At 69.0% G+C, this 23,423-nt stretch carries 20 protein-coding genes; 14 read left to right on the forward strand and 6 right to left on the reverse strand.

Annotated elements, in window-relative coordinates:
• The first annotated feature begins 15 nt into the window (after positions 1 to 15).
• Genes F6B43_RS15780 through F6B43_RS15795 form a run of 4 tightly spaced genes read left to right on the forward strand, consistent with a single transcriptional unit; the run spans position 16 to position 4,867 of the window.
• Positions 16 to 864: an ABC transporter substrate-binding protein gene (locus F6B43_RS15780; protein WP_170285687.1), complete on the forward strand. Its 849-nt coding sequence runs from the start codon at positions 16 to 18 to the stop codon at positions 862 to 864.
• 3 nt (positions 865 to 867) lie between these two features.
• On the forward strand, positions 868 to 3,564 hold the full coding sequence (locus F6B43_RS15785; RefSeq protein ID WP_150449933.1) for an FAD-dependent oxidoreductase: 2,697 nt from the start codon (positions 868 to 870) through the stop codon (positions 3,562 to 3,564).
• A gap of 35 nt (positions 3,565 to 3,599) precedes the next feature.
• Entirely contained in the window at positions 3,600 to 4,544 is a 945-nt protein-coding gene (locus F6B43_RS15790; RefSeq protein WP_150449934.1) for a dihydrodipicolinate synthase family protein, read from the forward strand.
• The gene (locus F6B43_RS15795; protein ID WP_150449935.1) at positions 4,541 to 4,867 is read left to right on the forward strand and encodes a (2Fe-2S)-binding protein; all 327 of its coding nucleotides are present in this window, start codon (positions 4,541 to 4,543) and stop codon (positions 4,865 to 4,867) included. Before F6B43_RS15790 ends, F6B43_RS15795 begins: the two co-directional genes overlap by 4 nt.
• A gap of 65 nt (positions 4,868 to 4,932) precedes the next feature.
• Here F6B43_RS15795 and F6B43_RS15800 read toward each other — a convergent pair whose 3' ends face one another.
• Genes F6B43_RS15800 through F6B43_RS15810 form a run of 3 tightly spaced genes read right to left on the reverse strand, consistent with a single transcriptional unit; the run spans position 4,933 to position 8,367 of the window.
• Entirely contained in the window at positions 4,933 to 6,015 is a 1,083-nt protein-coding gene (locus tag F6B43_RS15800) for an NADH:flavin oxidoreductase/NADH oxidase (RefSeq protein ID WP_150449936.1), read from the reverse strand.
• A gap of 41 nt (positions 6,016 to 6,056) precedes the next feature.
• Positions 6,057 to 6,854, reverse strand: coding sequence for an IclR family transcriptional regulator domain-containing protein (locus tag F6B43_RS15805; RefSeq protein WP_150449937.1), 798 nt, complete (start codon positions 6,852 to 6,854; stop codon positions 6,057 to 6,059).
• Positions 6,855 to 6,897: 43 nt separating this feature from the next.
• Positions 6,898 to 8,367 carry an NAD-dependent succinate-semialdehyde dehydrogenase gene (locus tag F6B43_RS15810; RefSeq protein ID WP_150449938.1) on the reverse strand — a complete coding sequence of 490 codons (1,470 nt, stop codon included), beginning with the start codon at positions 8,365 to 8,367 and terminating at the stop codon, positions 6,898 to 6,900.
• Between the two features lie 120 nt (positions 8,368 to 8,487).
• On the opposite strand from F6B43_RS15810, the gene F6B43_RS15815 reads away from it, so the two are divergent.
• The 6 genes from F6B43_RS15815 (at position 8,488) to lhgO (ending at position 15,873) form a co-directional block, all read left to right on the forward strand.
• A complete protein-coding gene (locus F6B43_RS15815) occupies positions 8,488 to 9,858 on the forward strand; it encodes an aminotransferase (RefSeq protein ID WP_150449939.1) in 1,371 nt (456 codons plus the stop codon).
• An 8-nt stretch (positions 9,859 to 9,866) separates the two neighbouring features.
• Positions 9,867 to 10,982: an ATP-NAD kinase family protein gene (locus tag F6B43_RS15820; RefSeq protein ID WP_150449940.1), complete on the forward strand. Its 1,116-nt coding sequence runs from the start codon at positions 9,867 to 9,869 to the stop codon at positions 10,980 to 10,982.
• Between the two features lie 37 nt (positions 10,983 to 11,019).
• Positions 11,020 to 12,420 carry an aminomethyl-transferring glycine dehydrogenase subunit GcvPA gene (gene gcvPA / locus F6B43_RS15825; RefSeq protein WP_150449941.1) on the forward strand — a complete coding sequence of 467 codons (1,401 nt, stop codon included), beginning with the start codon at positions 11,020 to 11,022 and terminating at the stop codon, positions 12,418 to 12,420.
• On the forward strand, positions 12,417 to 13,943 hold the full coding sequence (gene gcvPB / locus F6B43_RS15830) for an aminomethyl-transferring glycine dehydrogenase subunit GcvPB (protein ID WP_150449942.1): 1,527 nt from the start codon (positions 12,417 to 12,419) through the stop codon (positions 13,941 to 13,943). Before gcvPA ends, gcvPB begins: the two co-directional genes overlap by 4 nt.
• A gap of 28 nt (positions 13,944 to 13,971) precedes the next feature.
• Positions 13,972 to 14,439, forward strand: a complete 468-nt coding sequence (locus tag F6B43_RS15835) for a nuclear transport factor 2 family protein (protein WP_150449943.1) — start codon at positions 13,972 to 13,974, stop codon at positions 14,437 to 14,439.
• Positions 14,440 to 14,667: 228 nt separating this feature from the next.
• Entirely contained in the window at positions 14,668 to 15,873 is a 1,206-nt protein-coding gene (gene lhgO, locus F6B43_RS15840) for an L-2-hydroxyglutarate oxidase (RefSeq protein WP_150449944.1), read from the forward strand.
• Positions 15,874 to 15,903: 30 nt separating this feature from the next.
• Here lhgO and arfA read toward each other — a convergent pair whose 3' ends face one another.
• From arfA to F6B43_RS15855, 3 genes are all read right to left on the reverse strand, one after another.
• Positions 15,904 to 17,433 carry an arabinosylfuranosidase ArfA gene (gene arfA, locus F6B43_RS15845; protein ID WP_150449945.1) on the reverse strand — a complete coding sequence of 510 codons (1,530 nt, stop codon included), beginning with the start codon at positions 17,431 to 17,433 and terminating at the stop codon, positions 15,904 to 15,906.
• Between the two features lie 62 nt (positions 17,434 to 17,495).
• Positions 17,496 to 18,326: a phosphoenolpyruvate hydrolase family protein gene (locus F6B43_RS15850; protein WP_150449946.1), complete on the reverse strand. Its 831-nt coding sequence runs from the start codon at positions 18,324 to 18,326 to the stop codon at positions 17,496 to 17,498.
• 6 nt (positions 18,327 to 18,332) lie between these two features.
• Positions 18,333 to 19,586, reverse strand: a complete 1,254-nt coding sequence (locus F6B43_RS15855) for a Tm-1-like ATP-binding domain-containing protein (RefSeq protein ID WP_150449947.1) — start codon at positions 19,584 to 19,586, stop codon at positions 18,333 to 18,335.
• A 56-nt stretch (positions 19,587 to 19,642) separates the two neighbouring features.
• On the opposite strand from F6B43_RS15855, the gene F6B43_RS15860 reads away from it, so the two are divergent.
• From F6B43_RS15860 to F6B43_RS15875, 4 genes are all read left to right on the forward strand, one after another.
• Positions 19,643 to 21,106 (forward strand): aminotransferase-like domain-containing protein, encoded by a 1,464-nt coding sequence (locus F6B43_RS15860; protein WP_150449948.1) that lies wholly within the window; start codon positions 19,643 to 19,645, stop codon positions 21,104 to 21,106.
• A gap of 177 nt (positions 21,107 to 21,283) precedes the next feature.
• A complete protein-coding gene (locus F6B43_RS15865) occupies positions 21,284 to 21,664 on the forward strand; it encodes a cupin domain-containing protein (protein WP_150449949.1) in 381 nt (126 codons plus the stop codon).
• Positions 21,661 to 22,659 carry a Gfo/Idh/MocA family protein gene (locus tag F6B43_RS15870; RefSeq protein ID WP_211368167.1) on the forward strand — a complete coding sequence of 333 codons (999 nt, stop codon included), beginning with the start codon at positions 21,661 to 21,663 and terminating at the stop codon, positions 22,657 to 22,659. Before F6B43_RS15865 ends, F6B43_RS15870 begins: the two co-directional genes overlap by 4 nt.
• Positions 22,659 to 23,402: a sugar phosphate isomerase/epimerase family protein gene (locus F6B43_RS15875; RefSeq protein WP_150449950.1), complete on the forward strand. Its 744-nt coding sequence runs from the start codon at positions 22,659 to 22,661 to the stop codon at positions 23,400 to 23,402. The genes F6B43_RS15870 and F6B43_RS15875 overlap by 1 nt, the downstream gene beginning before the upstream one ends.
• The last annotated feature ends 21 nt before the right edge of the window (positions 23,403 to 23,423 follow it).

Below are 23,423 nucleotides of genomic sequence, written 5' to 3' on the forward strand. Positions count from 1 at the left end.
CGAATGGAGAATCACGTGAACGCACGATTCAGCATGAAGGCACTCCGGGTGCCTCTTGTCACCGTCGCGGCGGCTGCAGCGCTGGTGCTGACGGCCTGCAGCGGCGGGGGCGGCGGCACCGCGACCGACGGCGGCTCGGCCGACAGCGGACTCATGACGCCCGGAAAGCTCGTGGTCGGAATGAACCTGCAGTACAAGCCGCAGATGTTCCTCGACGGCGATACCCCGAGCGGATACGACGTCGACCTGCTCAACCTGCTGGCCAAGGACATGGGCGTCGAGCTCGACATCCAGAACCTCGACTTCAACGGGCTCATCCCGGGCCTGCAGTCCAAGCAGTTCGACATGGTGTCGGTCGGCCTCGGCGCCACCGACGAGCGCAAGAAGGTCATCGACTTCAGCCGCGGCTACGTGCCGTACGCCACGATCCTCGGTGTCGCGCCGGGCTCGGAGCTGGGCACGAACGTCGAGGACTACAACAAGGCCGGCGTCGTGATCACGGCCCTGCAGGGTTCCACGGGCGAGCAGCTCGTGCGCGACACGTTCCCCAACGCCACGGTGTCCGCATTCCCCGACCAGAACGCCGCACTTCTCGAGGTCGCATCGGGTCGCGCCAACGCCGTCGTGGTCGAGGACTATATCCTCGCGGAGTACAACCGCTCCAACCCCGGGCAGCTCACGCCGCTCGACCTGAAGGACCCGCTGAGCCTCTACTACGGTGCGTGGGGCGTCCAGAAGGACAACTCCGTGCTCGTCGACAAGCTCGACGCGTTCCTGTGCAAGGCGCAGAACGACGGCACGCTCGAGAAGCTCTACACGAAGTGGATGGCGCCCACGATGCCCGCGATGCCGGAGGGCTGCTGATCAATGCCCGTCGATGAGCACGTATACGACCTCCTGATCGTCGGCGGTGGGCCGGCCGGAATGGCCGCGGCCGCGTCGGCGGCGGGTGCGGGACTGGATACCGTGCTCATCGACGAACGCCCGACCCTCGGTGGACAGGTGTACAAGCAGCCCGGACCGGGCATGCGCGTGACCGATGCCAAGGAGATGGGCGCGCAGTACCTCGCGGGCCGCGCTCTGATCGACGCCGTCGATCAGAGCGCGGCCACCGTGCGACTGCGCTCCAGTGTGCTCGACCTCGAGGCGGAGGAGGGCGGCTGGGTCGCGATGGTGCAGACCGACGGCGACCCGGTCTCTTCTCTCCGCGCCCGCAGGGTCATCGTCGCCGCGGGTGCGCACGACCGCCCCGTGGTGTTCCCCGGTTGGACGCTTCCGGGTGTCATCACCGCCGGCGGCCTCCAGACCCTCGCGAAGACGCAGGCGTTCATCCCCGGCGAGCGCATCGTCTTCGCCGGTTCGGGGCCCGTCGCGCTGGCATTCCCCGCGCAACTGGCGGGATACGGCGCCAACATCGTGACCGCCCTGGAGGCCGGCCCCGCGCCGTCGCCCGGCGATCTCGTCAAGATCGCGGCATCCGCACCCGGCAACGTCGGACTCCTCATGGATGCCGCAAAATACCAGTCTGCGCTGATCGCGCGCCGCATCCCCCTCCGCTACCGGCGCATCGTCGTGCGAGCCGAGGGCGACGGTCGCGTCGAGCGCGTCGTCCACGCGCGCGTGGACGCGCAGTGGCGCGTCGTCCCCGGCACGGAGGAGACCGTCGACGCGGACGTCCTGTGCGTCGGCTACGGGTTCACGCCCACCGCTGAGCTGCTGCGCCTGGTCGGCTGCGGCTTCGACAACCACGAGGATCTGGGTGGCCCCGTCGTCCGCAAGGACGAGTGGTGCCGCACCGACATCGCGAGCATCTACGCGGCCGGCGACGGCGCGGGGGTCGAAGGCTCGGCCGTGGCGGCCGACGAGGGCCGTGTCGCCGCGTTCGCGGCGGCGCTCGACGCGGGCATCATGACACCGGATGCGGCCACGGTCGCTGCCCGTCCGCTCCTGCGTCGCATCGCACGACGCCGCGCGCTCACTCGGGCGACCGAGCGCATGTACGGGGTGGGCCAGGGCGTGTTCGATCTCGCGGATGCCGGGACGATCGTGTGCCGCTGCGAGGGCGTTGTCGAACGGGACGTGCGCGCTGCCGTCGAGGCGGCTCCCGAGGTGAGCGCGGTCAAGGCGCTCACGCGCGCCGGCATGGGGCCGTGCCAGGGCCGCATGTGCGGGAGGCACATCGCGGCGATGATCGCCGAGCGGCGAGGGGTGAGCATCGACGAGGTCGCGCCGGCGACTCCGCGCATGCCGCTGCGGCCCGTGCCGATCGGCGCCGTCGCCGACGCGGATGTCATCGACCCGGGGCTGTTCGCTGTGAAGGACGACGCCCCCATCGAACCCGACCGGACGGATGTCGTGCCTGCGGAGGTGATTGCCCGCGCCGGAGGCGTCGTCACAGACACCGATGTCCTCGTCATGGGGGGCGGCATCGCGGGGGCCGCAGTCGCCTACTACCTGGCGAAGGAGGGCGTAGACGTCGAGCTCGTCGAGCGCGGCGAGCTCAATCGCGAGGCGTCCGGCACCAACGCAGGCAGCTTCCACTTCCAGCTCGCGATCCACCAGCTGTCCGGCAAGGGGACGGATGCGGATCGCTCGCGCCTCCTCAGCGATGCCAGGGCGAGCGTCGAGGCGTACGGCCTGTGGAAGACGCTCGGCGACGAGCTCGGCGCCGACATCGGTCTGCATCAGACCGGTGGATGGATGGTCGCCGAGACGAGCGAGCAGCTGAGGCTCCTGCACGAGAAGCATGTCCTCGAGGCCGAGGCCGGCATCCATACCGAGGTGCTGACCGGTGCAGCCCTGCGCGACCGCGCGCCCTACTTCTCGGACCGGGTCATCGGAGCCACCTACTGCGATCTGGAGGGACACGCGAACCCCCTCGTGGTGGCTCCGCTGTACGCGCGTCGGGCCGTCGAGCACGGTGCGCGCATGCGCACGGGCATCGAGGTCTTCTCGATCGAGGTGGATGACACATCGGCGTCGCACCGATTCGTCGTGCGCACCAGCGCGGGCACGATCCGCGCGCGCCGGATCGTCAATTGCGCAGGAGGCTGGGCGGGTGAGCTGGGCGCGATGGTGGGACTGCGCTTCCCGATCCGGCGGGAGGGGCTGCACGTGAACGTCACGGAGGCGCGCGACGAGCTGCTGCCGTCCATGGTGCAGCACATCGGGCGCAGGCTCACCCTCAAGCAGACGCACCACGGCTCGTTCATCATCGGAGGCGGCTGGCCCACTCCGACGACCGGCTATCCCCGCCGCTACCCGACGACGTGGAACAGTGCGGCGGGCAACCTGCGCGTGGCGCTCGACATCGTCCCGCAGCTCGAAGACGTGCGGGTCATCCGCACGTGGTCTGGCGTGATCGCGTTCACCGACGATTACTCGCCCATCGTGGGAGAGTCCGTGAGCGTGCCAGGGTACTTCGCCTGCGTCGCCTCCACAGGGTTCACCTTCTCTCCCATCTACGCCCGCCGGATCGCCGAGATGATCGTCGACCCCGCCGCCGCGTCGCCCTTCGACGAGCGGTTCTCGATCGACCGGACGGTTGATCGGATCCGAGCGTGAACCAGCCCAACACGAATGAACAGGAGCATTGACCGATGAACCGCAATGACGTCGACTGGGCGGGCTACTTCCCCGCGGTGGTCACACCGTTCACGGAGTCGGGTGCGCTCGACACCGACACGCTCCACGCGCTGATCGAGCAATATGCCGATCGCGGCATGCACGGGGTCGTCGTGAACGGCACCTGCGGCGAGTGGTTCTCGCAGAGCGTCGAGGAGCGCGCAGCGGTCGCCGAGACGGCTGTGGCCGCGGCGGCCGGAAGGATGCGCGTGCTCGTGGGCTGCACCTCCAACACCGCCGAGAACGTCGAGGTGCTCGCCTCGCACGCGCTCGGCGCAGGTGCGGATGGAGTGCTCGCGTCGCCGCCGCCCTACATCAAGCTCTTCCCGAACGAGGTCGTCGCCTGGTACGAAGACATCGGCGCACGGGTGACGGGGCCGCTCGTGGTCTACAACTGGCCGCACGGCACGGGGATCGACATCGACAGCGATCTGGCCGACCGACTCGCCGACATCGATGCGATCGTCGCGATCAAGGACAGCACGCCCGACGCCGATCAGTTCTTCGAGACGTCGCGACGCGTGCGCGACCGCGTGCGGGTCTTCGGCCCGTACATGTCGGTGCGCGGCGTCGAGGTGCTCCGCACCGAGGGAGGCGACGGAACGATCGGCGGCGGCTCGCTCAGCGGCCGCCCTGATCCGGCTTTCTGGGAGAACTACTGGGCCGGCGATCTCGCCCCCATGGTGGCATACGCCGAGCAGGCCGACCGCCTGTTCCCGAAGCTGTGGCTGCCGGGCGGCTGGGCCGGCCTGTACGGCTCGTACCAGGCGCAGCTGAAGGCGCTCATGCACATGCTCGGACAGCCGGCCGGTCACGTGCGCCGACCGCGTCTGCCCATCACGGACCCGGACGACCTCGCGGTGATGCGAGCCGTCCTGGTGGAGGAGGGTCTGCTGCCGCAGGAGAGCGGAGCGGCATGAGTGCGGGGAGGGTCCCCGGTCACGGACTCCAGCGCGGGCGCCGCGTCCAGATCGTGATCGACGGCCGGGCCGCCGAGGCCTACGAGGGCGAGAGTGTCGCGGCGGCCGTGATGGCCGACCGCGGCCTCGGCCTGCGCCGCACCGGGCAGGGCGACCCGCGCGGCTACTTCTGCGGCATGGGCGTGTGCTTCGACTGCGTCATGGTCGTCGACGGCGTGCCGCAGACCCGCACGTGCGTCACGTGGGTGCGCGACGGCATGACCGTCGAGCATCAGCGGGGCGCGGGCTCGGTCGCCGCCGCGGATGGCTCGCCCGCGCACTGACGCAAGCCACGGCTGCCTGACACAGCGCCCCGCCCCTGCGCCGAGCGCGGGGGCGGGGCGCTGTGTCAGGGGATGCTCTCGATGTACTTGGCGCGGTTGTACTGCCAGGCCCACTCCAGCTCGCCGCGCAGGGCGGCCGCCGCGCGCAGCGCGAAGGTGGGCTCGCGCAGGAACTGACGGGCGACGTAGACGACGTCGGCATCGCCCGCGCCGAGGGCCGCTTCGGCCTGTTCCGGCGTCGTGATGAGACCGGCCACGCCGACGGGCAGATCGATCGAGGCGCGCACCTCCCGGGAGAGCGGCTGCTGGTAGCCGGGCCCGGCCGGAATCTGCTGGTCCGGGCTGTTCCCGCCGGACGAGACGCTCACCAGGTCGACGCCCTCAATGCCCTGCAGGGTGGCGATCGTGTCCTGCACCGTGACGCCCCCCGGCACCCACTCGGTCGCCGAGATGCGCAGGACGAGGGGCATGTCGGCGGGAATGCGCTCGCGCACCGCCGCGATCACCTCGCGCAGCAGACGATCGCGCCCTCCCGCGTCGCCCCCGTACTCATCCGTGCGGAGGTTGGAGGTGGGCGAGAGGAATTGGCCCAGCAGGTACCCGTGGGCGGCATGGATCTCAACGAGGTCGAACCCGGCTTCGACCGCGCGCTCGGCAGCATCCGCGTAATCCTCCACGACCTTCGCGATGCCGGCGGCGTCCAGTTCGACGGGCGTCGTGAAGGTGCCGTAAGCGACCGCCGACGGGCCCAGCGTCGTCCATCCGCCCTCTTCGAGGGGCACAGAGCCGCGCCCGCGCGTCGGCGGGTAGGTCGCGGCCTTCCGCCCCGCGTGCGACAGCTGGATGCCGATGAGGCTGTCCATGCCGTGGACGAAATCGACGACGCGACGCCACGCGGCCACGTGCTGGTCGTTCCAGATGCCGACGTCGTCCGGGCTGATCCGGCCCTCCGGCGAGACGGCCGCGGCCTCCGTCATGATGAGGCCGGCACGCCCGATGGCGAAGGACCCGAGGTGCACGAGATGCCAGTCGCCCGGCATCCCGTCGACCGACGAGTACTGGCACATGGGGGCGACCCAGAGTCGATGGGGGATCGTCAGGCCGTTGAGCGTGATGGGCTCGAACAGGCGCGGTGAGAGACGTGGCACTGTGTATTCCTTCGATCGTGCGGGGACGGATGCGGTCGCCGTCAGTTCTGGCGGCGGCTCAGGAGCGAGAGATCGGCGCTGATCATGCGGGTGGATTCGAGGAGCAGGGGCAGGTACTCCTCGCGCAGCTGCTCGGCCGATACACGAGAGGTCGAGACCGAGATGTTGACGGCGCTGACATACCGGCCATCGGCACCGATCACGGGGGCGGCGACCGAACGCGCGCCCAGGTCGACCTCCTGGTTGTTGAGCGACCAGCCCTGCTCGCGCACTTCGGCGATGCGCTCGCGCAACTCGTGCTCGTCGATGACGGTCGCCGGCGACAGCTTCTCGCGGGGATAGTCGCGGAAGTACGCATCGAGCCGCTGCTCGTCGAACTCCGAGAGGAGCACGCGACCCGTCGACGTGCAGAACGCAGGGAGGCGCCGTCCGATGCCGAGCCGGATGGGCATGATCGTCTCAGCGGCCGCTCGCGCCACGTACACGACGTCCCCGTCGTCGTACTCGCACGCCGAGACCGACTCGCCGATCCGTGCCGAGAGACGGCGCAGATGGTCCTGGGTGATGTCGACACTCGAAGACGACGAAAGGAACGCGTACCCGAGATCGAGCACGCGAGGGCGCAGGTAGAACCTGTTCTGCCTGCTTCCGACGTAGCCCAGCGTCTCGAGCGTCAGCAGGGCCCGCCGAACGGAGGCCCGGCTCAGCGAGGTGATCTTCGCGACATCGGCGAGCGAGAGCAGGTCGTGCTCGTTCGAGAAGGCCCGGATGACGGCCAGCCCGCGATCGAGCGACTGGATGAATTCTCTCGACCTGCGGTCGCTCTGGATGTCGGTCATCGCCGATCGCCTCCTCGTCAGGCTCCTGCTGCGCGTCTCGCAGTCACAGGACGCCCTCGATGCAGATGTACTTCAGCTCGGTGTACTCCTCGATGCCGTGAAGCGATCCCTCGCGGCCGATGCCGGACTGCTTGACCCCGCCGAACGGTGCGCCCTCATAGGAGATGAGTCCCGTGTTCACCCCGACGACGCCGACTTCGAGGGCTTCGGCGACACGAGTGATGCGACCGATGTCACGACTGAAGAAGTACCCGGCGAGGCCGAACTCGGTGTCGTTGGCGAGCGCGATCGCCTCTTCCTCGGTCGAGAACGTGAAGACCGGGGCCAGCGGGCCGAACGTCTCTTCCGACGCGACGAGCATGTCGGGTGTGGCGCCGTCGATCAGGGTCGGCTCGAAGAATGTGCCGCCGAGTGCGCTCACCGCGCCCCCGTTGAGGATGCGCGCGCCCTTGCTCGTGGCGTCGGCGATGTGCGACTCCACCTTCTGGACAGCAGCCTGCGAGATGAGCGGACCCTGGGTCGTCTCGGGGTCGCGCCCGTCGCCGACGCGCAGTTTCGCGATCGCCTGCGAGAGCGCCGCGACGAACTCATCATGGATGCCCTCCTGCACGATGATGCGGTTGGCGCAGACGCACGTCTGACCGGCGTTGCGGAACTTCGAATCCATCGCGCCCTTGACGGCGTTGTCGATGTCGGCGTCGTCGAAGACGATGAGCGGCGCGTTGCCGCCGAGCTCGAGCGCGAGGCGCTTGATCGTTCCCGCGGACTGCGCCATGAGCGTGCGGCCGACCTCGGTCGACCCCGTGAAGCTGATCGTCCGCACGAGCTCGTGGCTGGTGAGGACTCCGCCGATGACCGAGCCGGATCCGTTGACGACGCTCAGCACTCCGGGCGGGATGCCGGCCTCTTCGGCGAGCGCGACGAGCGCGAACGCCGTGAGCGGCGTCTCGCTCGCGGGCTTGATGATCATCGTGCAGCCCGCCGCAAGTGCGGGCGCGGCTTTGCGCAGGATCATCGCGGCGGGGAAGTTCCACGGCGTGATCGCGGCGGTGACGCCGACGGCGCTGCGCGTGGTGAGCATGCGCCGGTTGGGGTTGTTCGTCGGGATGACCTCGCCGTACAGGCGCTTGGCCTCCTCGGCGAACCACTCGATGAATCCGGCGCCGTAGAGCACTTCCGCCTTCGCCTCTGCCAGAGGCTTGCCCTGCTCGGCCGTGAGAATTTCCGCGAGGTCGTCTGCGCGTTCGACGACGAGGTCGTACCAGCGTCGCAGGATGCGGGATCGCTGCGGAGCGGGCACCTTCGACCAGCTCTTGAACGCTTCGCCCGAGGCCTCGACGGCGGCCACGACATCGTCGGCGGTGGCGACGGCGACCTGTGCGATCTCTTCGCCTGTCGCGGGGTCGGTGACCGGGCGTCGCTCGCCCGTTGACCCGTCGCGCCACTGTCCGCCGTAATAGAGCTGTGTGCGTACGAGATCGCCCTCGAGAAGCTCGGAACGGGTGGTCGTCATGGGTCGCCCTCAACTTTCTGACTCGGATCCCGACAAGGGGTTTGAATGATGTCCAGCATAGAGGGTAATGTGCGAAGTGCGACCATAAGTGCGTAATGCGAACGAACGAAGGTGTACGACATGCATGTCGAGGAGCTCGATCGGAACTACCTGTTCCACCCGATGACCAATCTCGCCGCCCACGCCGAGAACGGTCCTCATATGACGATCGTCAAGGGCAAGGGGGCGACCGTCACCGACCGCACGGGGCGTGACTACCTCGACGCGATGGCGGGGCTGTGGTGCGTCAACGTCGGCTACTCCCATCCCGAGATGGCCGAGGCGCTGCGCGAGCAGGCGCTCACGCTGCCCTACTTCCACGCGTTCTCGTCGATGGGCACGGACCTCCCTGCACGGCTCTCGGAACGCCTCATCGCGATGGCGCCCGTGCCGATGAGCAAGGTCTTCTTCGGCAACTCGGGCTCGGACGCGAACGACACGCAGGCCAAGCTCGTCTGGTATTACAACAACGTCCTCGGGCGTCCGCAGAAGAAGAAGATCATCGCGCGCCGCCGCGGGTACCACGGCGTCACCGTGCTCTCGGGGGGACTCACGGGGTTGAAGAACCTGCACGACGGGTTCGACCTGCCGCTCCCGATGATCCGCCACGTCCGCCCGCCGCATCGGCTGTGGGAGCGCGAGCCCGGGCAGACCGACGACGAGTTCGCCACGGCGCTCGCGACCGAGCTCGATCGCTTCATCGTCAACGAGGGGCCCGAGACGGTCGCAGCCATGATCGCCGAGCCCGTCATGGCCGCCGGCGGCGTGATCGTGCCGCCCGACACCTACTTCCCGAAGATCCAAGAGGTGCTCGACAAATACGATGTGCTCCTCATCGCCGACGAGGTCGTCAACGGCTTCGGCCGTCTCGGCGTGCCCTTCGGCAGCGACTCGGTGAACATGCGTCCCGATCTGATGACCGTGGCCAAGGGCATCACCTCGGCCTACGTGCCCCTGTCGGCCGTGCTCGTGAACGAGAAGGTCTGGGAGGTGCTGCTGGCGGGCTCGGCGAAGTACGGCAGCTTCGGTCACGGCTACACCTACTCCGCGCATCCGCTCGCCGCCGCGGCCGCCATGACGAACCTCGACATCATCGAGCGCGACGGTCTGATCGCCCAGGTCGCAGAGAACGGCACGCTGCTGCACGAGCTGCTGCACGACGCCTTCGCCGATCATCCCCACGTCGGAGAGATCCGCGGACGCGGGCTGATGGCCGCCGTCGAGTTCGTCGACTCGCGCGAACCTCTCAGGGCGTTCGCATCACAGGGCGCCTTCGCGGGCGCCGTCACGCGCGGGGCTCTGGCCGAAGGCGTGATCACGCGCGCGCTGCCCGCGGCCGACACCGTCTCGTTCTCGCCGCCGTTCATCACCACCCCCGACGAGCTCTCGCGGATGGTGGCAGGGGTCCGAGCCGGGCTCGATCGCGCCGTCGCCGAGATGCGCGACGCGTAGCGATCGTGATGGTGCGCGTAGGTGTGCTGCTGAACCCGATCGCGGGGTTCGGCGGCACGCTCGCGCTGCACGGCACCGATCGACTGCCCGCGCACCTCTTCGATGAGGCCGTGCGGGCGGGCCGCGCGGCCCGCAGGCTCGTGCGGGCGCTCGATCAGCTCGGGTCCCCGGGGGGCGAGGTCGAGCTGATCGCGGGGCCCGGCGTGCTCGGGGCGGACGCACTGTGCGATGCCGGTATCGGACACGTCGTTCTGGACATGCCGGTGCGTCCGGGTCGTACGACGAGTGCGGACATGGCCCGCGCCGCGCATCTGCTCGTGGCCGAAGGCGTCGATCTCCTCGTCTTCGCGGGGGGCGACGGAACAGCCACCGATCTGGCCGAATCGATCGGCGAGGTCGTCCCGGTGATCGGAGTCCCCGCCGGCGTAAAGATGCACTCCGAGGTCTTCGCCCGCTCGCCCGAGGCCGCGGGGCGCCTGCTCGTCGCCGCGGCTGCAGGTCACGCGTCGGTTGAGCCGGCCGAAGTGCTCGACGTCGGCGACGGCGGGGAGAGCGGAGTCGTGGGGATGCTGCGGGTGCCGCGTTCGCATGAGCCTCTGCAGGGCGCGAAGACGGCTGCCCCCGCCGCGGCATCGGCCGCCGTCGGACGTGCGATCGCCGAGAGCCTCGTCCTCGCGGCCGATCCACGGACCACCTGGATCATCGGGCCGGGAGCCACGACGGGAGCGGTCGCCGCTGCCCTCGGGCTCGACCCGACGCTGCGCGGGGTCGACGTGCGGCATCCCGACGGGAGCGTCGAGACGGATGTGACCGAGGAGCGCCTCTTCGCCGTCGTCGGCGCGGCGGAGCATCCCCTCCTCGTCCTCGGCGTGGTCGGCGGGCAGGGATTCCTCCTCGGCCGGGGCAATCAGCAGCTGAGCGCGCGGGTCGTCTCCGCGATCGGCGCGGAGCGCGTCCACATCCTCGCCACGGAGGAGAAGGTGGGGGCTCTCTTCCCGCCCGTGCTCCTCATCGACATCGAACCGGACGAGGTGCGAGGAACGCACCCGCTTCTCGGCTACCGGCGCGTGCGCACCGGGCCGAGGCAGAGCACAGTTCTGCGGGTGGTCGACGCCGCGGCGTGACCCCCGACCCCATTCACGACAGACAAAGGAGAGGGACATGAGTCCATCGCATCCCTACATGGCGAACTCGGCGGAAGGCAGCCGTCAGGCGCTCCTCGACGCGATCGGCATCACGGACGCGGACGAGCTCTTCGCGCAGATCCCCGCCGACCACCGCTCCGACGACAACGTCCGGCGCGTTGCCGGCATCCGCTCCGAGTACGAGCTGCGGCGACTCATCGAGGGGCGCCTGCGCGGCGGGATCTCCACCGACTCGCACGTGTCGTTCCTCGGCGGCGGGTACTGGAAGCACCACGTCCCCGCGCTCTGCGACGAGATCGCGAGCCGCCCCGAGATCTCGACGTCGGTCTGGGGCACGCCCAGCTCCGACCACGGTCGGAACCAGGCCTGGTTCGAGTTCGCCTCGCAACTCGGTGCGCTGGTCGATCTCGAGTTCGTCGGACTCCCCGTCTACAGCTGGGGCTGCGCGGCCGGTCACGCGCTGCGGATGGCCGCCCGCATGACGGGGCGCCGCGTCGTCCTCATCCCTGACAACATCGACCGCGAACGCCGGCTCGTCATCGACACCTATGCCGGGTACCGCGAGCTCGGCGGGTCGATCGAGGTGCGCGAGGTGCCCGTCGACGAGGCCACCGGCACCCTGTCGGTCGACGCGCTCGAACGGGCGCTCGGCGACGACATCGCGGCGGTCTACGTCGAGACACCCAACTCGTGGGGCGTCATCGAGCACGACATCGCCCGCATCGTCGAGGCCGCGCACGCCGCCGGAGCCGAGGCGATCGTGGGAGTCGACCCGATCTCGCTCGGCGGCCTCGCCTCGCCCGCGGCGTTCGGCGCCGACATCGTGGTCGGGTCGATCCAGCCCCTGGGCATCCACCTCAACGCGGGCGGAGGAGTGGGTGGATTCATCGCGAGCCGCGACGAGGAGCGCTACGCGCGACAGTTCCCGACGCTGCAGGTGAGCATCGCCCCCACGATCCGCGGAGGGGAGCGCGCCTTCGGCATGACCCTCTTCGGTCAGAGTTCGTACGGCGCGCGCGAGCTCGGCAACGACTGGACGGGCAACTCCGTCTACCTGTGGGCGGTGCGCGCCGCGGTCTACCTCGCACTGCTCGGCCCCGCAGGCATGCGCGAGCTGGCCGAGACCGTCGCATCCAATGCGCGCCGCACGGCCGAGCTCATCGGCGCGGTACCGGGCGTCTCCGTCCGCTACGGCGACCGCATCTTCAAGGAGTTCGTCGTCGACTTCTCGGCCACGGGCCGTTCTGTCGGCGAGATCAATGCGGCCCTGCTCGAGCACGGCATCCTGGGCGGTCACGACCTCACCGGGAGCCACCCACGGCTCGACGGCTGCGCCCTGTACAGCGTCACCGAGGTGATCTCGGAGGCCGACGTCCGACAACTGATCTCCGCTCTGGAAGAGGTGGTGGCCCGATGAGCGCGGTCCGCAGGTATCACGCCGCATCCTGGGACGAGCCCGTCGTCTACGAACTCGGTGCTCCGGGACGCCGAGGTGTCGTTCCGCCGGCATCGTGGGCGCCCAGCCCCGGGCAAGCCCTCTTCCCCGAGACGCTCCGTCGTGCACGGGACGCGGATCTGCCGGAGCTTGCCGAGTACGAGGTGCGGCGCCACTTCACCCACCTCTCGCAGCAGACGATGGGCATGATGGGCATCAGCCTGTTCGGCACGTGCACGATGAAGCACAATCCGACGGTGAACGAGCAGATCACGGCCCGCTCCGAGGTCGCCGCGGTGCACCCCCGTCAGGATCCGTCCACCTATCAGGGGCTCCTCGGCATCGTGCACTCGCTCGAGGGGGAGCTGTGCAACCTCTCGGGGATGGACGCGTTCAGCTTCCAGCCGGGTGGGGGAGCGGATGCCGCGTACCTCCACGCGGTCGTGACGCGGGCCTACCACGCCTCCCGCGGTGAGCTCGCCCAGCGCACGCAGATCGTGACCACCGCCCAGGCGCACCCGTGCAACCCCGCGACGGCGAAGGCGGCGGGATTCGAGGTCATCACCCTGCCGATCGAAGAGGACGGGTACCCGACCCTCGAGGCGCTCCGCGCCGTCATCGGTCCGCACACGGCCGCGCTCATGCTGAACAACCCCGACGACATGGGGATCTACAACCCCCACATCAAGGAATTCATCGCCGCGGTGCACGAGGTCGGCGCGCTCGCGTTCTACGACAGCGCGAACTTCAACGGGGTCATGACGCGCCTGCGCGCCCGAGACCTCGGCTTCGACGCGTGCATGTACATGCTGCACAAGACCTTCGGCGTGCCCAAGGGCGGCAACGGACCGTCTGTGGGGGCGTATGGATGTTCGGATGAGCTCGCGCGGTTCCTGCCAGGGCCGCGGGTGGTCAAGGAGGGCGATGTCTACGAGCTCATCGAGCCGGACCAGAGCGTCGGCCGGGTGCGCGAGTTCCTCGGCAATGTCCAGCAGCTCGTGAAGGCCTATTCGTGGACGCGTGCGATGGGCACGGACGGCCTGCGCGAAGCATCCGATCTCTCGGTCCTGGCCAACAACTACATGGAGAAGCAGCTCATGGCGCTTCCCGGCGTCACGATGTCGTTCCCGGGCAAAGCGCTGCCCCGACTGGAGATGACCCGCTACTCCCTCGAGGAGTACACGGCCGAGACCGGGCTGTCGACCGTAGACGTGCAGAACCGCATGACCGATTTCGGCATCGACGCGTACTGGCTCGCGCACGAGCCGTGGATCGTTCCCGAGCCCTTCACCCCCGAGGCGGGCGAGATGTGGTCGAAGGAGGATCTCGACGAGTGGATCGCAGTGCTCGCGCACGTTCTCGAAGAGGGTCGCCGCGACCCTGAGCTCGTGCGCACGGCGCCGCACAACCAGGTCGTCGCGCAGATCGACGGCTCGGGACTCGACGACCCCGACGTGTGGGCCGTGACCTGGGCCGCCTATCGACGCAAGCACGCGGACCGCTGACGTGCGGGACACGACGGGAGAGGGCATCATGTCGGACACGCAGATCATGGCGCTGAGGGATGAGCTGAGCATCCGCGATCTCTCGCATCGGTACGCGCTGGCTCTGGATCGCGACGACCGCGATGCCTGGCGTTCCCTCTTCTCGGACGACGTGGTGGTCGAGAGCGGGGGATCGGTGCGGGGCCTCGAGGACGTGCTGCGCATACCGCGCGACCAGCTCGCCCGCTATCAGAAGACGCTGCACTCCGTGACGACGCAGCACATCGTGCTCGACGGCGATACGGCATCCGGCGAGGTCTACTGCGTCGCGCACCACCTCTACGAGGACTTCCACCAGAATCGTCGATCGCCGTTCGATCTGAGCCACAACTTCCTCATCCGCTACGAGGACGAATACGCGCGCGAGAACGGGCGGTGGGTGTTCACCAAGCGCCGGATCATCACCGAGGCGCGGTACGTCCATCAGATCATCCCCGCCGCGCCCCCCGCCGTCTGACGCCGCGAAGCCGGCGGCTTCCGCCGCACCGGCCCTTCCGCCGCACCCCGGCAGGAGAAATCACCGGGACAGGATGCTCTGGCCCGATCTTGTCCTGTGTTCGTGCGATCTCCTGTGGGTGTGCGCCGAAGCGGGTGAAGGCCGACGATACGATGAACGCCAGGGAATCCGCGAGGGTGAGACCTTGATCGACGACTTCGACGACTTCGACGACGGATGGGCAGCGAGTTGAGCGACCGGATCGGCATCATCGGCGGGGGCATCGTCGGCATCGCTCTCGCGCGCGCGCTCAGCGAACGGGGCATCGGCGAGGTCACGGTGTTCGAGAAGGAGGAGCGGGTCGCCGCTCACCAGACCGGCCACAACTCCGGCGTCGTGCACGCCGGTCTCTATTACAAGCCGGGCTCACTCAAAGCGCGGCTCTGCGCGCTCGGACGTGTCTCCATCCGCGAGTACTGCGAGCAGAAGAACCTGCCGTTCCACGAGGTGGGCAAGCTCGTGGTCGCGGTGACCACCGACGAGCTGCCGGCGCTCGCCGAGATCGAGCGGCGTTCGATCGAGAACGGGGTGCCCGACCTCGCCCGCCTCGACTCGCAGGCGGCGCTCCGCGACATCGAGCCGCACGTCGCGGGCGTCGCCGCCGTGCACTCGCCGCACACGGCGGTGGTCGACTACGCCGCGATCACGGAAGCCATGGCCCAAGACGTCCGGGCATCCGGTGGCCGCATCCTGCTCGGTCACGAAGTCGTCGCGATCCGGCGTGAGGGCGCGACGGTGCGGGTTCTGACGCCGGTGTCGGAGCACGTCTTCGACCGGGTCATCGCGTGCGCCGGTCTCCAGTCGGATGTCGTCGCGACCTACGTCGGAGCGTCGGCCTCGCCCAAGATCCTGCCTTTCCGGGGCGAGTACTGGGCGCTGGCGGGCTCGCGCAACCACCTGGTGCGCGGCATGATCTACCCCGTCCCGGATCCGCGGTTCCCGTTCCTCGGCGTGCACTTCACGCGCGGTGTCTACGATGACATCCACGTCGGCCCGAACGCCGTGCCCGCTCTTGCTCGCGAGGGGTACACGTGGCCCACGATCTCGCCGAAGGACACGTGGGACTCGCTCCGGTGGCCGGGAGCACCTGCTCTGGCCACGCAGCACTGGCGCATGGGCGTCGATGAGATCTCCGCGTCGCTGCTCAAGCCGCTCTACTACCGGAAGGCCCGGAAGTTCATCCCCGAGCTGAAGATGTCCGACCTCACGGCGAAGACCGCAGCGGGTGTGCGCGCGCAGGCCTGGGGTGCCGACGGATCCCTGCTCGACGACTTCGCCGTCGACCAGATCGGCCCCGTCACGCTCCTGCGCAATGCCCCGTCGCCCGCCGCGACGTCGTCTCTCGCGATCGCCGACTACATCATCGAGCACTACCTCAGCAGCAGCGACGCCTGAATCGCGGCTCGGTCAGGTCGTCTCCGACGGCTAGACGACCTCGAATTCGACCACCGACCACGACAGCGCGGGCAGGCGGAGGGTGACCAGGCTGCCGTCGTGCACGATTCCGCCGAGCGGGCGCAGGCCCACCGCGTCCGGCCTGCCGGAGTTGTTCGCGCTGAACCGGTCGCCTCCTTCGGGTACGGCGAGCACCTCGGCGCGGGTCACCCGTTTCACGTCGAAGCCCTGGAGCGCGAGCGTCACATCCGCGTCGGCGTCGAGCCCGCGGTTGGCGACGAACAGGGCGAGCCGGCCCGTCTCCTCGTTCCAGGTCGCACTCGCATCGACGAGGTCGGCGTCGCCGTACTCGGCGGTATCGATGCGGTCTGACCGGGTCGCGACCCGGAGGATCCTTCCGCGCGCGAGCTCGGCCATCCGCGCGAAGGGCCAGAACGTGCTCTGCCGCCACGCAGGGCCGCCCGGTTCGGTGCGGATCGGAGCGATCACGTTCACGAGCTGAGCCTGGTTGGCGATCCGCACACGATCGCCGTGCCGCAGGAGCGAGTTCAAGAGGGTGCCGACCACGACAGCATCCGTGACGTTGTAGGTGTCTTCGATGAGCGGAGGATGCTCGCGCCATGCCGTGCTCACGCGGTGCGGCTGGTCGTCGGTGTCGAGGCCGCGCTGGTACCAGACGTTCCACTCGTCGAACGAGATGTGGACGTCCTTCTTGTGCTTGCCGCGTGCCTTGACCGCGTCGATCGTCGAGGCGACGGAGTCGATGAAGGCGTCCATGTCGACGGCGACCGCGAGGAAGCTCTCGGCATCGCCATCGTGCTCCTGGTAGTAGGCGTGCATCGAGACGTAGTCGATCTCGTTGTAGGCGTGATTCAGAACGGTGTACTCCCATTCGCCGAATGTCGGCATGTGGAAGTTCGAGCTGCCCACCGCGATGAGCTCGATATCGGGATCGACGAGCTTCATCGCCTTCGCCGCTTCCTGAGCGAGCCGCCCGTACTCTGCGGGCGTCTTGTGCCCGATCTGCCACGGGCCGTCCAGCTCATTGCCGAGGCACCACAGCTTGATGCCGAACGGATCGGCGGCCCCGTTGGCCCTCCGCAGGTCCGAGAGGCGGGTCCCGCCCGGGTGGTTCGCGTATTCGACCAGTTCTCGCGCGGCCTCCACGCCGCGGGTGCCGAGGTTCACGGCCTCCATGATCTCGGTACCGGCGAGCTTCGACCAGCGGGCGAACTCGTGGAGTCCGAAGGCGTTGGTCTCGACGGTGTGCCAGGCCCCGTCGAGCCGCCGCGGTCGCTGGTCGACGGGGCCGACGCCGTCTTCCCAGTTGTACCCCGAGACGAAGTTGCCGCCCGGATACCGGACCACCGTCGGACCCATCTCGGCGACCAGGTCGAGCACGTCGCGCCGGAACCCTTCCGCATCGGCCGAAGGGTGCCCGGGCTCGTAGATGCCCGTGTAGACGCAGCGCCCCATGTGCTCGACGAAAGACCCGAAGAGCCGTCGCGGCACGTCGCCGATGGTGAAGTCTCTCGAGATGGTCAGCGCTGCAGCGGTCATCGTGCTCCGTCGGATGCGCGCGCAGGACGGCGCCGCGCGGTGGGGGATAGGGGTGTCAGTCGTCAGAGCGACATGTCCGCGAACTCGCGGACGGCCGCGGTGATAGCGATCTCGGTGGGCAGGCGTTCCATGGATGACGCACCGTAGAACCCGTGGAGGCCCTTCGCGTGGTTCAGCACATACTGCGCGTCGGCCGGCATCGACACCGGGCCGCCGTGCACGAGCACGAGCACGTCCTCGCGCACGGAGCGCGCGGCGGCCGCCCACTCCGTCGCCAGCTCCACGCAGTCCTCGAGGGTCCGCGACGTGGCGGCGCCGATGCTGCCGCCGGTCGTGAGGCCCATGTGGCAGACGACGATATCGGCGCCCGCCTCGGTCATGTTGACGGCATCCTCGACCGAGAAGACGTACGGCGTCGTGAGCAGATCCGCGGCGCGAGCGTGCGCGACGAGCTCCACTTCGAGCTGGTAGCTCATGCCCGTCTCTTCGAGGTTCGCCCGGAACTGGCCGTCGATGAGCCCCACGGTGGGGAAGTTCTGGATGCCGGAGAATCCCTGGTCGCGCAGCTCACGCAGGAAGCGGGGCGGGTCGTAGAACGGGTCGGTGCCGTTCACCCCCGCGAGGACGGGAACGCGCGCGGGGATCGGCAGCACCTCGCGGCCCATCGCGACGACGAGTTCGTTGGCGTTGCCGTAGGCGAGCAGACCGCTGAGCGATCCTCGCCCCGCCATGCGGTACCGGCCGGAGTTGTAGATGACGATCAGGTCGGCTCCGCCGTCCTCTTCGCACTTCGCCGAGAGTCCCGTTCCCGCCCCCGCCCCGATGATCGGTCGGCCGGCATCGACCTTCTCTCTCAGGCGATCGAGTATCTCGGCGCGCGCGACGAATGGCATGTGCCCCTACTTTCCGTTGGGTGTGGTCGAAGTCTCAGCGGCTCGCTGCAGGATCAGCCCGTGGAGGCGGTCGGCCAGTTCCACAGCCAGCGCCGGGTCGTTGATGTCGAGATCCGACTCGACGAGCTCCACGGCCGATCCCACGAGCCCGTCGCGGATCGCGGTGAACAGCGCGTCATCGGCCGCGGGATCGTGGAACGGACCGCCCGGGACGGCGATGGCCGACACGCCGCCCAGCGGCAGGACGACGGTCGTGGACCCGGTCGACGCGGCAGCCTTGCCAGCGAGCTCCGCGCCGAGCTGTGCCGTCTCTGCGGGGGTCGTCCGCATGAGCGTGACGCTCGAGTTGTGCACGTAGAGATTCCTGTCGGCGAATCGGCTCGGCACTGTGTCGACGGGGCCGAAGTTCACCATGTCGAGCGCCCCGACCGACACGACCTGCGGTGTCGCGGTTTCGGCGGCCGCGGTCAGCCGGGTAGGGCCGGCGGAGAACACGCCGCCGACCAGATTGTCGGCGAGCTCGGTGGTCGTGACATCCAGCACCCCGTCGATGTACCCCTGCCGGATGAGGGATTCCATGGCTCGACCGCCCGCGCCGGTCATGTGGAACACCAGCACTTCGTACCCGAGCTCTTCGAGGCGTTCGCGGGCGCGGGTCACGGCGGGTGTCGTGACGCCGAACATGCTCGCGGCGACGAGCGGCTTCGCGTCGAGATCGGGGAGGGGAGCGGCGGTGACCATGCCGGCGATCGCCGCGGCGGCGTTCGCGAGGATCCGCAGCGAGATCCGATTCAACCCTGCGATGTCGACGACGCTGGGGGCGAGGATGAGGTCGGTCTCGCCGATGTACTGCTCGGTGTTGCCCGAGGCGGCCGTCGAGACGATGAGACGGGGAAAGCCCAGCGGCAGATCGCGGAAGGCTGCCGCGGCGACCGAGGTCCCGCCCGTACCGCCGAGAGCGAGGGCGCCCTGCGCGCGACCGGACCGGACGAGATCGGCGACGATCGCCGTTGCTCCGCGACTCATCGCCTCCATCGCTGCGCCGCGATCGGCGGAGGCCACGAGGGTCTTCTGGTCGCTTCCCCCGGCGCGGGCCACGGATTCGCGGTCGATGTCGGCGGCGATCTGCGGGTCGCCGAGAACCCCGAAGTCGACGATGATCGTGTCCACGCCGGCCGCGTGCAGCCGGTCGCGGACGAAGCCGTACTCGGCACCCTTGGTGTCCAGAGCACCGAGCAGTACCACCGTGGGGGAACTCATGACCACTCCGATTCACGTCTTGACCGCGGCACTGCGGCCGTACCAATAATGGCCACATGACTTCCCCCTATTCGAGTGCCAATTCCTTCCGATTGGCGACGATCGGCGCGAATCGGCTCGCGCGGCTGCTCGGCGACTGGGTCAGCGGCGAGGCGGCACTCCATGTGCAGCTCGCCGCGAACATCCGGGGCCTCATCGCCACCGGGGCGCTCACCTCGGGCACCCGCCTGCCCTCGGAGAGGAGCCTGGGCATCGCCCTGGGGGTGAGCCGGAACACGGTGACGAAGTCCTTCGACCTGCTGCGCGGCGAGGGAGTGCTCTCGAGCAGGCAGGGCGACGGGACCTATGTGTCGACCACCCGCACCTCGCACAGTGTCCGGGGAGATGACCGGCTGCGCTCGTTCACGGAGGACGAGGATGTCGACCACATCGATCTGCGGAGCGCGGCGCTACCCGGTCTCGCGCTGGTCGCCGACCAGTTCGACCTGCTGGAGAGCCCTCGGGCGCGGCAGCTCGTCGCTTCGCACGGGTACCTGCCGAGCGGGCTCGACGAGCTCCGCGACGCGGTGGCCCAGTACTACTCGGCGCTGGGCCTGCCGACATCGCGCGAGCACATCCTGATCACGTCCGGAGCGCAGCAGGCCCTTCGTCTGGCGGCCTCCAGCGTCACCGAGGCGGGATCGACCGTCGTGATCGAAGAGCCGTCCTTCCGCGGGGCGATCGAATCGCTCCGCTCACTCGGTGTGCGCCTGGTGAGCGTGCCCAGCGGAAGCCAGGGCATCGATGTCGACGAGCTCGCCGCCGTGGTGGCGCGCGAGCGGCCGGCCCTGATCGTGCTGCAATCCACCGTGCACAACCCCACCGGAAGCGTCCTGGACGTGTTCCGCCGCAGCCGGATCGCGTCGATCGCCAATCGCTTCAGCACCCCCGTCATCGACGATGCGACGCTGGCCGACACGATCATCGACGGTGACCGCAGGCCGGTGCCCCTCGCGGCGGGAAGCGACATGGTCATGACCGTCGGCTCGATGAGCAAGTCGTTCTGGGGCGGCCTGCGGGTCGGATGGCTGCGCGGCCAGCCCGACACGATCAGCGAACTGGCCGCGGTCAAGGGCGGCCAGGATCTCGGCACCTCGCTCCTCGCGCAGCTGCTGGCCAGCCACCTGCTTCCGCAGATCGAGCTCGCGCGTGACGAGCGGCTGCGCACTCTCACCGAGTCGCGCAGGCTCGCGCTCGAGTCGCTGTCCACCCGGCTGCCCTCGTGGGAGCCGGAGGTGCCGGTCGGTGGCGGCTCGCTCTGGGTGCGGCTGCCGGGCGAGGTCGCGACGTCGTTCGCCCACCGGGCAGAGCGATTCGGCGTGCGGGTGCTCCCCGGCTCGACCTTCAGCATCCACGATCGCCTCGACGATCATCTGCGGATCTCGTATGCCGCCGTCCCCGCGCACACGCAGCGCGGGATCGAGCTGCTCGCCCAGTGCTGGGACGCGCACTACGCCGCATCGGTCGGGATCTCCGCGTGAGGTGACCGCCCTCGGGCGGCGGTGGGCCACCGGGAGCCACCGGGAGCCACCGGGAGCCACCGTCGCCAAATTGGCCCTCGGGTTCTCCGGGCCGGGCACGCATCATTGCCTAGACGAGCTCATCAGCGCCGATGCACGACGTGTTGCATGGGCGCGGACACCCGAGGAGAACCGCACATGTCTGAACCGACCGAACGAACGGGCCGAGGCGGCATCACCGCGCTCGCGGACGTTCAGGTGGACCCCCAGCCGTGGGGCCGCCTCGAGTGGATGGTCTCGGGCGCGCTCGGCAACTCCGACACCCTCACCGTCGGCAAGTGCTTCATCCAGCCCGGTCAGCAGAACCCCGTGCATCATCACCCCAACTGCGACGAGGTGCTGCACGTGATCAAGGGCCGGATCCGCCACCGGGTCGGCGACGAGTACGTCGAGATGACCGCCGGCGACACGATCTCGATCCCGAAGGGCTCGATCCACAACGCCACGAACATCGGTGACGAGCAGTGCGAACTGCTCATCTGCTTCGACACCGCGAGCCGAGAGGTCGTCGGCGAGTGAGCAGATCCACCCGGCACCGGATCGCGATCATCGGCTGCGGCGGTGTCAGCGAGATGCACTTCCGCGGCTACCTCGCCCACCCCGATCGGATCGAGATCGTCGCGGCCGTCGACCCGTCGCCCGAGCGCCGGGAATGGGTGACCGAGACGTTCGGGATCACGGCCACGTTCGGCTCGATCTCCGAGGCGCTCGAGGGTGCGGACTTCGAGGTCGCCGTCGTGTCGACGCCGAGCCACGTGCGACTCGTCGCCGTCGAAGAGCTCGCCGCCGCCGGCATCCACCTGTTCGTCGAGAAGCCGCTGGCCGACGGGGTCGCTCAGGCGATCGAGATCGTCGACGTGGCCTCGGCAGCGGGCGTCCTTCTGGCCGTCGACCAGAACTTCCGCTACCACTACGCGTTCGGCCACGCCCGGGACGCGATCCGCGAGGGCCGGATCGGCCGCGTGATCGCGATCGACCACCGCGAGCTCATGTGGCGCGAGGTCACCGGCTGGCGTGCCGAACAGCGGCACCACTCCCTGTCGGTGATGGGCGTGCACTGGTTCGACGGCTTCCGCTTCATCCTGGGGCAGGAGGCCGACTGGCTGGTCGCGACGACCCATCGCTCGCCCGCGCTGGAGGCGGCGGGCGAGACGGATGCCTCGATCCACGTCCGCTTCGCGGACATCGGCGTCAACTACACCCAGAGCTTCTCGAGCAGGGTCGAACGCATCGAGACGATCGTCATCGGGGAGGCGGGCACGCTGCTGTTGGACTACGACCATCTCGAGATCCACACGGCGGACGGCGTCGAGACCGTATCGAATCCGTGGGCGGGCCCCGGCAAACCCGAGTCGGCCTTCCTCGGCCTGGATGATCTCCTGACGGCGATCGACGCGGGCGGCGAGCCGTCCAACTCCGGGCGCGACAACCTTCGCACCCTGTCTCTGCTCGAAGCCGCGTACCTGTCCGCGGAGACCGGCGAGCCGGTTCGATTCCAGGACGGAGTGCTCTGATGCGCATCGCCTTCTCGAAGCCCGTCGCTCCCGACGAGTTCCCCACTCTGCTGGCCGAGTTCGGCCCCGCGGGCTACGACGCACTGCAGCTGAAGACAGGGCAGTTCCTGCCGTGGCTGCACTCTCGCGCGGAGTTCGCCGCTCTCACCCGAGGTCACGAGGGAGCGTCGGCGGTGCTCGTGTACTTCGACGAACTCGACGACGACCGACTCGCCGACGTGCTCGATTTCGCCAAGGAGGTCGGCACCGAAACGGTGGTCTTCTGCCACAACCGCTCCCGCGAGGGGATCACGACGGACGAGCGCGTGCAGCTCGCACGGCAGCTGGAGGCGCACGGGAAGCGGGCGCGGGATGCCGGCATCCGGCTGTCGCTGCATCACCACTTCGACCAGCCGGTCATGCTCCCCGAGGACGTCCGCGAATTCTGGAGTGCCATCGAGCCCGGTGCCGTCGGCCTCACGGTCGACACCGCGCACCTCGCCAAGAGCGGCGTCACGGACATCCCCGGCTTCATCCGCGAGTTCGCACCGATCATCGACAACATCCACCTGAAGGACTACGCCGAGGGGGAGTGGCGCCTGGTTGGTCAGGGCGAGCTCGACCTCGACGGGATCCTCGCGGCGCTCGCCGACATCGGCTTCGACGGCTGGCTGTGCATCGATGAGGAGTCCACGGCCTCGCTCGACGATGGCCTGCGAATCTCACACGCCTGGCTCGACAAGCACCTCGCTCCTGCACCCTGAGCGAATCCACCCGAACCCCGC

Source organism: Microbacterium rhizomatis, assembly GCF_008710745.1.
Classification (GTDB): domain Bacteria; phylum Actinomycetota; class Actinomycetes; order Actinomycetales; family Microbacteriaceae; genus Microbacterium; species Microbacterium rhizomatis.

Bases quoted from the DNA above. Each gene is read 5' to 3' on its own strand.
- F6B43_RS15785 (WP_150449933.1), top strand. From the start codon at position 868: ATGCCCGTCGATGAGCACGTATACGACCTCCTGATCGTCGGCGGTGGG.
- F6B43_RS15790 (WP_150449934.1), top strand. From the start codon at position 3,600: ATGAACCGCAATGACGTCGACTGGGCGGGCTACTTCCCCGCGGTGGTC.
- F6B43_RS15795 (WP_150449935.1), top strand. From the start codon at position 4,541: ATGAGTGCGGGGAGGGTCCCCGGTCACGGACTCCAGCGCGGGCGCCGC.
- F6B43_RS15805 (WP_150449937.1), bottom strand. From the start codon at position 6,854: ATGACCGACATCCAGAGCGACCGCAGGTCGAGAGAATTCATCCAGTCG.
- F6B43_RS15810 (WP_150449938.1), bottom strand. From the start codon at position 8,367: ATGACGACCACCCGTTCCGAGCTTCTCGAGGGCGATCTCGTACGCACA.
- F6B43_RS15815 (WP_150449939.1), top strand. From the start codon at position 8,488: ATGCATGTCGAGGAGCTCGATCGGAACTACCTGTTCCACCCGATGACC.
- F6B43_RS15820 (WP_150449940.1), top strand. From the start codon at position 9,867: ATGGTGCGCGTAGGTGTGCTGCTGAACCCGATCGCGGGGTTCGGCGGC.
- gcvPA (WP_150449941.1), top strand. From the start codon at position 11,020: ATGAGTCCATCGCATCCCTACATGGCGAACTCGGCGGAAGGCAGCCGT.
- gcvPB (WP_150449942.1), top strand. From the start codon at position 12,417: ATGAGCGCGGTCCGCAGGTATCACGCCGCATCCTGGGACGAGCCCGTC.
- F6B43_RS15835 (WP_150449943.1), top strand. From the start codon at position 13,972: ATGTCGGACACGCAGATCATGGCGCTGAGGGATGAGCTGAGCATCCGC.
- arfA (WP_150449945.1), bottom strand. From the start codon at position 17,433: ATGACCGCTGCAGCGCTGACCATCTCGAGAGACTTCACCATCGGCGAC.
- F6B43_RS15850 (WP_150449946.1), bottom strand. From the start codon at position 18,326: ATGCCATTCGTCGCGCGCGCCGAGATACTCGATCGCCTGAGAGAGAAG.
- F6B43_RS15855 (WP_150449947.1), bottom strand. From the start codon at position 19,586: ATGAGTTCCCCCACGGTGGTACTGCTCGGTGCTCTGGACACCAAGGGT.
- F6B43_RS15860 (WP_150449948.1), top strand. From the start codon at position 19,643: ATGACTTCCCCCTATTCGAGTGCCAATTCCTTCCGATTGGCGACGATC.
- F6B43_RS15865 (WP_150449949.1), top strand. From the start codon at position 21,284: ATGTCTGAACCGACCGAACGAACGGGCCGAGGCGGCATCACCGCGCTC.
- F6B43_RS15875 (WP_150449950.1), top strand. From the start codon at position 22,659: ATGCGCATCGCCTTCTCGAAGCCCGTCGCTCCCGACGAGTTCCCCACT.